We start from the raw sequence: 12,474 nt of genomic DNA, 5'->3' as shown, positions 1-12,474 counted from the left end.
AAAGCGCCGTCATGTCGATGTTGTCCGGATTGTCAAACCACGCGCGCGAACGAAGCTTGGGGGCGGCGCCAGACGGAGACGACATGGGTAGTCCTGCGAAATCTATGAGAGCGCTCGCTGTCGGCCGCGATGCGAATCCGGCTTACGCGAACGCCTCTAGGATGATCTTGTCTGAGTATATGCCCCACCCTGGAGCGTCAATTCGGCCTCAACGCCTAAGGGCCGCGTCGCCCCAGGTGACCGGATCGGCATTGCCCTGCCCGCTCGTCCGAGCGACCAACTCGATCAGCTTCACGCCTGAGACATCGACGTCGAGGGCTTGCGGCGCCTGGCCCCACTTGGCTGGCTTCGAGCGCGCCAATCGCCTGCCATCGCCATAGACTTCGAAGGTCACGACTCGCGCCTTGTCGACGGCGGAGTCGTCGACGCCGACGCTGGCTGTAAAGCGGCGGAAGCCGGCGTTGCGGACCTCCAGGCGCGAATTGCCCAGGACGCCGATCCCGGTGTCGAAGGCGCGGCCGGAGATCGCAAGCTCCTGGTCGAAGGGCGTGCGGTCGGCCTGCGCCCCGCCCCAGCCGCCGTAACGTGGCCGCTCGCCAAAGCCGCGCGTGTTGCGCCACGGCAGCGGGGCGCGATGGATCATCGGGTCCACGACCGGCGTGACCACGCCGTCGACGGCGGGGTTCACCGCGCCCGGCTGCTCGGACAGGAAGAGACCGTCGGCCAGCCGGCGCGTCCCTTTCGCCCGGAACAGCAGGGTCTGGCGCGGCTCCAGCTTGAACTTGCGCTCGCCCTGGAAGCGGACCTGCTCGCCGGTCCACAGGTTGGTCAGGTCGATGTCGGCCTTGGCCAGGAACTTCAGCTGCTCGGCCGTCAGCACCACCTCGAGCGGCGCGGAGGTTCGATTGAAGATCGCCGCGGCCTTGTCGCCGCTGGCCAGGGTCTTCACGAAGATGGAGACGTCGTCGGAGTCGTAGGCCAGCACCGCCTGGTTGCCGGCCGGGTCCTGGTTCAGGGCGATGACGTCCTTCGCGCCGAGGACCTCCAGCAGCGCCGGCGAGGCCTGGCGCAGGTCGTAGCCGATCAGCAGCGGCGCGTTGACCATCGCCCACAGCGCGAAGTGCGACCGCGCCGCCTCCAGATGGCTGACGTCGAAGTCGCCCTTGCCGACGAACAGCATGTCCGGATCGTTCCACGCGCCCGGCTGAGCGTAGAGGGCGCGGCGCGAAACGCTGTCGAGGTTGTGCAGCATGCGGCCCCAGGTCGGCGAGATGTCCTCGCTGGTTCGCGACATGGCGCCCACGTCCTTGCCCCACGAGCGGACATCGGCCGAGCCCCAGATGCAGAGCGAGAAGACGAAATCGGCGTCGGGATTGTGCTTGTCGAGCGCCCGCCCGACCTCCTCGTAGAGCTCGCGCACCTTGACGATGTTGGTGCGACCCAGGGAGTCGATGTCGATGATCGGCTCGAAGGCGCGATATTGGCCGGCCTGGACCCGCTTGTCGCTGGGCGGCAAACCGCGCACCCCGCACCCATCGACCTTGATCAGGTCGAAGCCCCATTCGACGAAATAGAGGGCGATGTCCTGGTCGACGTGACCGTAGAGCCCGACCTCGCGCTCGGCCACGTTGCCCTCGGGCTGGTTCGGGAAGGTCGAGGTGAACACCTGGCCGCAGCTGTTGCGACCGATGTCCGAATAGATGCCGGCCTTCAGCCCCATGCCATGCAGACGGTCGGTGAGCGGCCGGAAGCTGGTCGATCCGTCCGGCGTCGCCGCCGACGGGAAGCGGGCGGCGCGGGCGATCATCCGGCCGTCGGACTCCCGGCGCTTCAGCCACCAGCCGTCGTCGAGGTTCACATAGCGATAGCCCTTGGCCGCCAAACCGGTGTCGACCAGGGCCTGGGCCGAGCCCATGACCTTGTCCTCGTCGAGGTCGCTGGTGAAGGCGTTCCAGCTGTTCCAGCCCATCGGCGGCGTCTGGGCCGCGGCGCGGCTATAGGCGCTCCAGCGTCCGGTCGCGGCTAGCGGATCGGCTAAAGCGACGCCGGAAGCCGACGTCAGCAGACCCACGGCCAGGGCCGCGCCAATGTAAGAACGCCTTTTCATACGCATACTCCTCGAAACTCGGTCCGCGCGGCTCAGCGCGCCTGGAGGTTCTTGCCGAAGAACGGCAGCACATGGTCCTGGAACCGGATCGCCACGTCGCTGGTGTGATCGCCCGGATAGATCTCGAAGCTGTTGGCCAGGCCGTAGCGATCGAACACCTCGTGCAGCTTGGTCGCGTCGTCCTTCAGGCCGTCGCGATCGCCGACGTCCATGGCGATCGCCTTATAGCGACGCAGCGCGCCGATATATTGGTCGACAAAGGCCAAGGGCGCGTTGGCCGCCCACTTGGCCAGCACATCGGTTCGCACCGCGCCGTTCTCGACCGGAAGGTCCAGATAGAGCGGCGGACGCTTCGGATTCGGCGACCAGGCCGCGGCCGTCGCCAGCTGGGCGCGCAGGCCCCAGGGCAGCTTCGTGGCCTCCTCCGGCGTCTTGATCGCGGCCAGGGTCGCGGCGGCTTCGGGATCGACCTTGCCCGGCTCGCGCGGCGACAGGCAGCACGGGCTCATCAGGTAGAGCGCCCCGAACACGTCGGCGTGGCGCATGCCGATGCGGCTGGCCCCGTAGCCGCCCATCGAGTGGCCGACCAGGCCCCGGCTCTCGCGCTTGGCCAGGGTGCGGTAGTGCTGGTCGACATAGGCCACCAGGTCGCGCGAAACGAAGGTCTCGAAATCGCCCGTGGTCTGGGAGCTGGAGTACATCGAGCCGTTGTGCAGCGTCTTGCTGTCGGGCAGGACGACGATCATCTCGGCGACGCCCTTGGCGAACGCGCCCTCGACGGTCTGGGGCGCGTGGATTTCTCGGCTCCACTGCTCGGCGCCGATCGAATAGCCGTGCAGGGCGTAGACGACCGGATAGCGCTTCTTCGGATTGGCGGCGTAGCCGGGCGGCAGGACGACCAGCACGTCGCGATCGGCGCTCTCGCCTTCCAGGTTGCCCTCGATGGCGACGGAGTGGACCTTAATGCGCTCAATCGTCACCGGCTTGGCGCCCGCCACGACCGGCGGCGCCTTCGTTCCCACTTGAGCCAGCACCGTCGCGGGCGTCGCCAGCACGCAGGCCGCCATCATGAAGGCGCCGATGCGGCCGCGCCGCGTCATCCGCTTCGAGTCGCGCTGATTACCCGCCGTCATCCCGTCCTCCCTGGCCGCCGCCTGAGCGCATCGCTCGGCGATCTCGATGTGAGCGTTACCTTTTGTCCGCTTAAACCGACCCGCGTCAATCAGCTTTGTGTCGGTCGCGTTGGGAACCAAAATACCGACCAAGGTCGTAAAACGCGCGTTTTCACGCATAAAACAGACTCGCCCGCCAAGCTTCAGCGACCTATGGTTGCTCAAAATAGACAGAGTAATAGGGAGGGTTCATGCGTTACAGACTGATCGCCAGCGCCTGCATGGTTTGGGCTCTGGCGGGAGCGGCGGGGGCCGCGCCCACGGCGCCGATCAAGGTCGATATCGACGGGACTCGTCGCTCGGCGGCCGTCACCAAATACGAATATGGCATGTTCATAGAGCCGATCGGCGGCCTGGTGGCCCGCACGCTGTGGGCCGAGATGCTGGACGACCGCAAGTTCTACTATCCGGTGGTTCCGCAGGCGCGGGATGTCCCGCCGCCCCCGAACGCCGAGGGCCGACCAGGCGTCTCCTACCGCAAGTGGCGCCCCATCGGCGGCGACGATGTCGTCGTGATGGACACCAAGGCGCCTTACGTCGGCGCCCAGAGCCCCGTCGTGACGGTGGACCCCGCCAACAAGCGGGGCCTCTCGCAGGCCGGCATCGGACTGGCCAAGGGAAAGCGCTATGACGGCTATGTCCAGCTGTCGGGCGATCCGGGCGCCAAGGTCGAGGTCACCCTGGTCTGGGGGGCTGGGCCAGCAGACCGGCAGACAGTGAGTCTGGCCGCGCCAAGCGCCGACTGGAAGAGCGTCGACTTCAGCTTCACTCCGACCGCCGACGCGACCGACGCGCGACTGGAGATCACCGGCCAGGGCCAGGGTCAGTTCAAGATCGGCGCGGTCTCTCTGATGCCATCCGACAACATCCGCGGCTGGCGCGCCGACACCACGGCCATCGCCAAGTCGCTGAACTCGGGCTTCTGGCGTCTTCCGGGCGGCAACTTCCTGTCCGACTGGGACTGGCATGGCGCGATCGGGCCGCGCGACAAGCGCGCGCCGATGTTCGATCACGCCTGGAGCGCCATGCAGCCCAACGACATCGGCATGGACGAGTGGCTGGACCTGACGAAGATCATCGACGTCGAGCCCTACATCACCGTGAACGCCGGCCTGGGCGACGCCAACTCGGCGGCCGAGGAGGTGGAGTACATCAACGGCCCGGCGACCAGCACCTGGGGCGCGAAACGCGCCGCCAACGGCCATCCCGAGCCCTATCGCGTGAAGTTCTGGAACATCGGCAACGAGCCCTACGGCTGGTGGCAGATCGGCAAGACGACGCTCGACTACTACATGATCAAGCACAACCACTTCGCCGCGGCCATGCGGGCGGTGGATCCCAGCATCACCCTGATCGCCTCGGGCGCCATGCCCGACCAGCTGCATCCGCGCGACGTCAAGGAGAACCCCACGCTGGAGAGCATCGCCCACAAGTTCGGGACCGAGGAGGACTGGACCGGCGGCTTCCTGGCCAAGGCCTGGGGCAATTTCGACGGCATCTCCGAGCACTGGTACGACCGGCCCGAGGAGCGCCCCAACGCCCCCGCCGACATCGAGCTGATGGAATGGGCCCGCTCGCCGTCGAACCACGTCCGCATGAAGGCCGAGGAGTGGAAGATCTACCAGTCCCGCTTCCCGGCGATGAAGGACAAGAACATCTTCCTGTCGATGGACGAGTACGCCTATTTCGGCCAGGTCAATCTGAAGTCCTCGCTGGCCTACGCCATGGTGCTGCAGGAGATGCTGCGCCACACCGACTTCCTGACCATGTCGGCCTTCACCACGGGGGCCTCGACCATGGACATCACGCCGACCGCCTCGACGCTTAACGCCACGGGCCTGGTGTTCAAGCTCTATGGCGAGCGGTTCGGGGCCGGCGTCACGCCGTTGGCGGTCGACGGACAGTCGCCCCAGCCCGCCCCGCAATATGTGGTCGGCTCGGCCCATCCCCAGGTCCGCGCGGGCAGCCCCACCTACCCGCTGGACGTGATCGCGGGCCTCAGCCCCGACGGCAAGGCGCTGCGGATCGGGGTGGTCAACGCCACCTTCGACACCCAGACGGTCGCCCTGAACCTGAAGGCGCTCAAGGCCAAGAGCGCGGGCCGCAAGTGGGTGCTGACGGGCGCTTCGCTGAAGGCCGAGAACAAGGTCGGCCAGCCCGCCGGCGTCACGATCGCCGAAAGCGCCGCCAAGCTGTCGGGCGGCCGCCTGACAACCGCGCCAACCTCGGTGACGGTGTTCGAGTTCCCGCTCGACGCGCGGTGAGCTTGTAAGGGGGGGGGCGTCGGCCAGTCCGGCGCCCTACCCGCCTCTCAGCGTCCGCATCACGAAAGCGCGGATCCGGCCATAGGCGTCGCCCGCCAGCGAGCCGAGAGCGCCGCGTCGCTCCTCCGGCAAGTGCGCCAGCGGATGGCCATCGGGCCGGAAGACATAGTGGTCGAAGAAGGCCCGCCAGGCCTTGCGCTCGGCCTCGGGGCGCTCGGCCAGGGTGATCATGGCCAGCATCATGGCCGCATAGGGCGCGTCCGCCCCCATCGCGAAGCCGTCCCACCAGTAATTGACCAGCAGGTTGCGCGGCTCCAGCGCCTCGACCTGATGCCACCACAGCTTGGGCAGGTACAGGCCATCGCCCGGTTCAAGTTCGACGACCAGGGCGCGGGCCTTGGCGGCGGCGAAACGAGGATAGCGGGGATCGTCCGGCGGCGCCCCGGCGGCCAGCGAAACCGGCTGCCCGGCCATGGTGTGGTCGATCGGACCGACATAGAGGTCGCCGATCGCGTCCGGCGGATAAAGCGTGAAGCGCCGGCGACCCGCGACCAAGCAGGCCAGATTGTCGAAAGCGTCGTAGTGGCAGGCGACGTGGCTGGCGTTGCCCAGCCACAGCCTCGGCCGCGCCGTGGGCGGCAGGAAGCCGACCGGGTTCTCGGCCGCGAACGCCGGGACGTAGTCGTCGGCCGGCAACGAGCCGAGATAAACGCTGTCCAGGCCAGGATCGGCGGCGGCGGCGTCGATGCGCTGTAGCGCCCGGCCCAGGGGCAACGACTCGCGCTGGAAGTTGAAACCTTCGAGGTCGCGGCCGTAGTCGTAGCGACCAGCGATGGCCGGCGCGCCGATGAACGCCTCGCCGGCCCGGCCGGCGTCCAGCCACTGCAGGTAGGCCGCGAGGCTGGCCCAGCCCTCCTCCGCCTTTTGGCGAACCGGCCAGGCGCGGCAGACGCCGCGCAGCAGCACCGGTTGGCACGGCGCCATGATCTCGCGATTGAACGCCGCCGGGTCCAGGCCCGCCAGCGCCTCGGCCTCGACGACGCGCACCGGCGTCGTCTGGTCCGCCGTCACGCGGCCAGCCTATCGTTGCGCAGCGCCGCCAGGCGGGAGAGCTGCTTCAGCGAGCCGGCCATGGCGTGGACCAGTTGCAGGCGGCCCGTCCGGAAGAGATCGAGCGCCGTCGCGTCGTCCAGCTCGCCCAGAGTATCCAGACTGACGGTATAGAGCCCGCCGAGGCTGAGGCTGCGGCCGTCGTCGAACGACAGGTCGATGTCGATCGGCTCGACCAGTTTGTGGGTCAGCAAGGCCTGAATGAAGGCGTCGGTCTCGGCGACGCCCGCTTGCAAGCGGCCCAGAGCTTGCTGGATGCGACGCGCGGCTTGGGCCGGTTGGCCATCGCCTTCGAACAGCGAAGTCCCTCGCCCCGTCGCGAAGCGCGGATGCGATGGATCGACCAGGACCTCGCCCGCGGGCCCGATGAAGAAGCCCTGGCGCTCCAGATCCAGCGGCTGGAACAGACGCGCGCCGCCCTCGGTGGCGTCCAGCAGGTTCTCGCCGGGCTCGAAGCCGAACATCGCGCCGGCGTAGAATTGGCCGGTCTCGGCGTTCTTGGTCAGGAAGATCGGACAGACGGCCGCGGCGGCTCCGAACTCCGACGCCACGATCTGGACGAAGTGCGGTCGTCGGCCGGGCAAGTCACCCAGACGCAGGCCCGCGTGGTCGCTGACATTCAGCTGTTCCAAGTCCGCCAAGGCTTCCTCCCCTCGCCCCTTGCCCCCGGGACGATACCTCAACCCACGATCACACGCGTCGAATTTCGGGGCAATAATAACACCGACAAAATATTCGTTGATACCGCTACCTTTGCGCGTTACCGTCCTCGCATAACAAGAATATATAGGGAGGACTAAGATGCGCCAGGATCGCACAAGGCTGCCTAAACCCCCTCTCTGACAAAGAAATTCGAGACGCTGACGCGATCTCGGATCACCCGGCGCTGCATCGCCGGCAAAGAGTCATCCATAACCTCAGGAGGGGAAACGATGAGAGGGACCAATCCGAGTAACCTGAGTAAAATCAGGCGATCAGGCGCATCCAAGGTTGCGCTCGCCAGCGCCTCGAGCCTGCTGGCCCTGACGGTGTTCGGCGTCGCGCAAGCGTCCGAGCGCCCGTCGGACGAAGCCATCGCCACCGCCTCGGCGCTTAACGCGCCGGCCGAGGCCGAACCCCAGGCGGGCGGTCAAAAAGCATCCGAGTCCAGCGTCGTGGAGCAGGTGATCATCACCGGCCTGCGCGGCTCTCTGCAGCGTAACCTCGACATCAAGCGGTCCTCGCCGGGCGTCGTCGACGCCATCTCGGCCGAGGACATCGGCAAGTTCCCGGACGCCAACGTGGCCGCTTCGCTGCAGCGCCTTCCGGGGGTCTCGATCCAGCGGTCCGGCTCGCGCGGCGAACCGCAAGGGATCACCGTCCGCGGCTTCGGCGGCGACTTCAACGAGACCCTCTATGACGGCCGTCGAATCTCGACGGCCACGGGCGGCCGCTCGGTGGACTTCAGCACCGTCGGCGCGGACTTCGTGGGCGGCCTCAGCGTCTACAAGACGCCGGACGTCACGCTGTCGAGCAGCTCGATCGGGGCCTCGGTGAACGTCGCCTTCCCAAAGCCCTTCGACAAGCCGGGTCGCCGGATGGCGGTCACCGCGTCGGGCTCGCTGCAGGACGACGCCGGCAAGATCGTGCCCACCGTCGGCGCGCTGTTCAGCGACACCTTCGCCGACAACAAGTTCGGCATCCTCGTGGACGGCATGTACACGCGCCACGACACCCAGACCAACCGCGTCTATATCAGCGGCTGGCCGGGCGGCTACTACGCGCCGTGCCAACTGACGGCCACTTGCGCGCCGGGCGAAGTGAACGCGTCCACCAAGACTGTTCTGGGCTGGTTCGAACAGCAAGCCGGCGCCAGCCAGATCTATACCAAGGACGAGCGGATCGACGGCCGCATCGCCCTTCAATGGGCCCCCGTCGATGGCGTGACGGTCACCCTGGACGACAACTATTCGCGCCAGAGCATCCGGGCCGACAACTTCGGCTACGGCATCTGGTTCAACCAGGATGGCCTTCGCAACGTCAAGCTGGACCAGAACGGCACCACGGTCGACTTCACCCAGGCCGGATCACAGACCGACTTCACGGCCGGCACGGACCGTTCGGTGCTGCGGACCAACCAGACGGGCCTGAACGTCAAGTGGGACGTGTCTGAAAACCTGAGCTTCGAGGGCGACGCCAGCTACGCCAAGAGCTGGCTCAACCCCGGCGGCGAGGTGACCAGCGACGGCGCCGACGTCGGCTACGGCTTCGGCATCGGCCCGTCCTTGGGCATCAGGATCGACGGCGGCAGCAAGAACACCCTGCCGGTCTTGCACGACTACGGCCCCAACGGCGATGGCTCGCGGTGGGCCGACACCTCGGTGATCGGGTCGCACGTGGTGGTTCGCCAAGCCCAACAGAACACCGACGTCGTCAAGCAACTGCGGTTCACCGGCGCCTGGGAGCAGGACGGCTTCAGGATCAAGGCCGGCGGCGCCTATCTGGAAGATCGGTTCCAGTTCCAGCAGAAGAACACCTTCGTCAACAACTTCTGGCAGGCCTATCCAGGCTATGGCCCGGCGTCCGGTCCGAACGGCGGCGTCATGGTGCCGGCCACTCTGTTCACCGAGCGTGTCAGCACCAAGAACTTCATTCCAGGCTTCGATGGCGCCCTGCCTCCGTACCTGCTGAAGTTCGACGCCCACGCCTATCAGGCGTTCCTAAGCGGCCTGGGCAATCCTCAGACCAAGAACATTCCCGGCTTCAACTATGGCGGGGGCGGCGTCGGAACCCAGTTCACGGGCGCCTTCGACATGGCGCTGGACAACGGCAGTATCCGGGACATCACCGAAAAGACCTGGGCGCTGTTCGTGAAGGCCAACTTCGAGGTCGAGGTGGCCGGCATGCCGTTCCACTTCAACGCCGGCGTTCGCGAGGAGAACACCCACGTCACGTCCAAGGGCTTTGGCCAGGTGCCGACGGCGATCACCCGTAGCGCCGGCGACCCCACCCTGCTGACCGTGACGCTAAGCCAACCCCAGGCGGTCTCGACCAAGAGCAACTATTCGTACCTGCTCCCCAGCGTCGACATGAAGCTGGAGTTGACCGAGAGCGTCCACCTGCGTCTCGACGCCTCGCGGACCCTGACCCGTCCCGGCCTGAACCTGCTGACCCCCGTCGCCAGCGTGGGCACGGGGCAGCGGGTCGGCGCCCTGACGGCCAGCGGCGGCAGCCCCTCGTTGAAGCCGTACCTCGCCGACAACTTCGACGCGGCGGTGGAGTGGTACTACAAGCCGAACTCGTACGCGGCGGTGAACGTCTTCATCAAGGACGTCAGCAACTTCATCGTCGGAGGCACCACCCGCCAGAACATCAACGGGGTGATCGACCCGACCACCGGCCAGCCGGCGATCTTCGCCGTGACCCAGCAGGTGAACGGGCCGGAAGCCACCGTGCGCGGTGTCGAGCTAGCCTGGCAGCACGTGTTCGGCGACAGCGGCTTTGGCTTCAACGCCAACGCCACCTTCGTCGACACCAACAAGCCCTACGATCCGAAGGACATCTCCCAGAGCGGCTTCGCGATCACCGGCTTGGCCAACTCCGCCAACCTCGTGGCCTTCTATGACAAGAACGGCTTCGAGGCGCGGGTGGCGGTCAACTACCGCGAGGAGTACCTGCGCGGCTTCGGTCAGAACCAGAACACCGGCGCCTTCGGCTCGGAACCGACGTTCGAAAATCCGAACCTGCAGGTCGACTTCTCGACCAGCTACGCCCTGACCAAGCAGATCAATCTGTTCTTCGAGGCGATCAATCTCACCAACGAGACGCAGAGCACCCACGGACGGTTCGATAACCAGCTGCTGGACGTCTTCGCGTACGGACGCCGCTACACGGCTGGCGCGCGCTTCCGCTTCTAGTTGCACTCCCCCTGGCTGGGAGCGTCAATGGCGCTCCCAGCCGTTCTTTTCAGCGTTCGATCCATGGTCCGTCCGGTCAAGAACATCGTCATCGTCGGCGGCGGCACCGCCGGCTGGCTCACCGCGGGCGTGATCGCCGCCAAGCACAAGGCGCGGCGGGCTTCCGGCTTCACGATCACCCTGGTGGAGTCGCCCAACACGCCGGTCATCGGCGTCGGCGAAGGCACCTGGCCAACCCTACGCACGACCCTGGCCAAGATCGGGGTCTCCGAAACCGACTTCTTCCGCGAGTGCGACGCGGCCTTCAAGCAAGGTGCCAAGTTCGCCCGCTGGACCACGGGCGCCGAGGACGACGCCTACTACCACCCGCTGGTGCTGCCGCAGGCCTTCTCTCAGGTGAACCTCGCGCCGCACTGGCTGGCCCAAGGCGGCGACGTCAGCTTCTGCGACGCGGTCTGTCCGCAGGGCGTGCTCTGCGACGAGGGCCTGGCGCCCAAGACGATCGCCAGCGCCCAGTACCAAGGCGCGGCGAACTACGCCTACCACCTGGACGCCGGCAAGTTCGCGCCGTTCCTGCAGCGGCACTGCTGTGAAAAGCTGGGCGTGCGTCACGTCCTGGCCGACGTCCAGCGCGTGGACCTCGCCGAGGACGGCGACATCCGCGCCATCGTCACCGAGCAGGCCGGCGAGATCGCGGGCGATCTCTTCGTCGACTGCACCGGCTTCCGCTCGCTGCTGCTGGGCGAGGCCCTGGGCGTGCCGTTCAAGGACTGTGGCGACGTGCTGTTCTGCGACACCGCCCTGGCCATCCAGGTTCCCTACGAGACCGAGGCCAGCCCGATCTCGACCCACACCATCTCGACGGCCCAATCGGCTGGCTGGATCTGGGACATCGGCCTGCCCACGCGGCGCGGCGTCGGCCACGTCTTTTCCAGCCGCCACATCTCCGACGAGGACGCCGAGCGAGAGCTGCGCGCCTATATCGGCCCGGCGTATCGCGACCTGCCGGTGCGCAAGATCGGCATCCGTTCGGGCCACCGCGAGATCTTCTGGAAGCGAAACTGCGTGGCCGTGGGCCTGGCCGCCGGCTTCCTGGAGCCGCTCGAGGCCTCGGCCATCGTGCTGATCGAGCTGTCGGCCAAGCTGATCGCCGAGCAGATGCCGGCCTGCCGCGAGGTGATGGACGTGATCGCCGGCCGCTTCAACGCCACCACTCAGTACCGCTGGGGCCGGATCATCGACTTTCTCAAGTTGCACTATGTGCTGAGCCAGCGGAGCGACACCGCCTTCTGGCGCGACAACCGTGACCCCGACACCATCCCCGAGCGCCTCTCGGACCTGCTGCGCCTGTGGCGTCACCAGCCGCCGTGGCTGCACGAGGAGTTCGACCGTGTCGAGGAAGTCTTCCCGGCCGCCAGCTACCAGTACGTGCTCTACGGCATGGGCTTTCGGACCGAGGTCGAGCGCGAGGCCCTGGCCGACGAGGCGGCGCTGGCCCAGCGCGCCCTGCGCGAAAACGCCCTGCAGACCGAGCGCCTGCGCGCCACCCTGCCCCGGCATCGCGACCTGATCCGCAAGATCGTCGAGCACGGCCTCCAGCCGGTCTGAGCGCGTTCGTCGACACCCATTCAAGTTTTCAGTTCAAGGGGAAATCCATGTCCAGGTCTTCACGGCGCCGTCTGGGCGCGAGCACGGCGCTTTGCCTTAGCCTGGTCCTGGGTCTGGCGCCGCTGGCCCAGGCCCAGACCACATCCCCGACCCGCCAGAAGGCCGACCAGATGGCCGCCGAGCTGGTGGCCAAGATGACGACCGAGGAGAAGCTCGATCAGCTGCTCAACACCGCTCCGGCGATCCCGCGCCTGGGCGTGCCCGCCTATAACTGGTGGACGGAGTCGCTGCACGGCGCGCTGGGCTCGCTGCCGACG

At 67.1% G+C, this 12,474-nt stretch carries 7 protein-coding genes and 1 pseudogene; 4 read left to right on the top strand and 4 right to left on the bottom strand.

Features of this window, described 5'->3' with window-relative positions; translation table 11 throughout:
• Nucleotides 1-208: 208 nt before the first annotated feature.
• Both AX690_RS19455 and AX690_RS19450 read right to left on the bottom strand, forming a co-directional pair.
• Nucleotides 209-2,107: an NPCBM/NEW2 domain-containing protein gene (locus tag AX690_RS19455; RefSeq protein WP_156449727.1), complete on the bottom strand. Its 1,899-nt coding sequence runs from the start codon at nucleotides 2,105-2,107 to the stop codon at nucleotides 209-211.
• Between the two features lie 32 nt (nucleotides 2,108-2,139).
• Nucleotides 2,140-3,174 (bottom strand): alpha/beta hydrolase family protein, encoded by a 1,035-nt coding sequence (locus AX690_RS19450; RefSeq protein ID WP_197426917.1) that lies wholly within the window; start codon nucleotides 3,172-3,174, stop codon nucleotides 2,140-2,142.
• Nucleotides 3,175-3,470: 296 nt separating this feature from the next.
• Here AX690_RS19450 and AX690_RS19445 point away from each other — a divergent pair, with 296 nt between their 5' ends.
• A complete protein-coding gene (locus AX690_RS19445) occupies nucleotides 3,471-5,543 on the top strand; it encodes an alpha-L-arabinofuranosidase C-terminal domain-containing protein (RefSeq protein ID WP_082769757.1) in 2,073 nt (690 codons plus the stop codon).
• 36 nt (nucleotides 5,544-5,579) lie between these two features.
• Here the strand turns inward: AX690_RS19445 and AX690_RS19440 are convergent, their stop codons facing one another.
• Both AX690_RS19440 and AX690_RS19435 read right to left on the bottom strand, forming a co-directional pair.
• Nucleotides 5,580-6,614 (bottom strand): cupin-like domain-containing protein, encoded by a 1,035-nt coding sequence (locus AX690_RS19440; protein ID WP_066683712.1) that lies wholly within the window; start codon nucleotides 6,612-6,614, stop codon nucleotides 5,580-5,582.
• Nucleotides 6,611-7,294, bottom strand: coding sequence for a SapC family protein (locus AX690_RS19435; protein WP_066683714.1), 684 nt, complete (start codon nucleotides 7,292-7,294; stop codon nucleotides 6,611-6,613). The genes AX690_RS19440 and AX690_RS19435 overlap by 4 nt, the downstream gene beginning before the upstream one ends.
• Nucleotides 7,295-7,585: 291 nt before the next feature.
• Here AX690_RS19435 and AX690_RS19430 point away from each other — a divergent pair, with 291 nt between their 5' ends.
• The 3 genes and pseudogenes from AX690_RS19430 to AX690_RS19420 form a co-directional block, all read left to right on the top strand.
• Nucleotides 7,586-10,549 carry a TonB-dependent receptor gene (locus AX690_RS19430; protein ID WP_082769756.1) on the top strand — a complete coding sequence of 988 codons (2,964 nt, stop codon included), beginning with the start codon at nucleotides 7,586-7,588 and terminating at the stop codon, nucleotides 10,547-10,549.
• Between the two features lie 63 nt (nucleotides 10,550-10,612).
• On the top strand, nucleotides 10,613-12,157 hold the full coding sequence (locus AX690_RS19425; RefSeq protein ID WP_066683716.1) for a tryptophan halogenase family protein: 1,545 nt from the start codon (nucleotides 10,613-10,615) through the stop codon (nucleotides 12,155-12,157).
• Nucleotides 12,158-12,204: 47 nt separating this feature from the next.
• Nucleotides 12,205-12,474, top strand: a pseudogene (locus tag AX690_RS19420) (glycoside hydrolase family 3 protein); the annotation flags it as partial.

It is taken from the genome of Caulobacter sp. CCH9-E1, from assembly GCF_001556515.1.
GTDB lineage: Bacteria > Pseudomonadota > Alphaproteobacteria > Caulobacterales > Caulobacteraceae > Caulobacter.
Note: the sequence above shows the minus strand (reverse complement) of the source record. Positions and strands in the feature narration are given on the sequence as shown.

What these genes read in the sequence shown, in the direction of transcription:
- AX690_RS19450 (WP_197426917.1), bottom strand. Translation starts at nt 3,174, where the DNA reads ATGGCGGCCTGCGTGCTGGCGACGCCCGCGACGGTGCTGGCTCAAGTG.
- AX690_RS19445 (WP_082769757.1), top strand. Translation starts at nt 3,471, where the DNA reads ATGCGTTACAGACTGATCGCCAGCGCCTGCATGGTTTGGGCTCTGGCG.
- AX690_RS19430 (WP_082769756.1), top strand. Translation starts at nt 7,586, where the DNA reads ATGAGAGGGACCAATCCGAGTAACCTGAGTAAAATCAGGCGATCAGGC.
- AX690_RS19455 (WP_156449727.1), bottom strand. Translation starts at nt 2,107, where the DNA reads ATGAAAAGGCGTTCTTACATTGGCGCGGCCCTGGCCGTGGGTCTGCTG.
- AX690_RS19425 (WP_066683716.1), top strand. Translation starts at nt 10,613, where the DNA reads ATGGTCCGTCCGGTCAAGAACATCGTCATCGTCGGCGGCGGCACCGCC.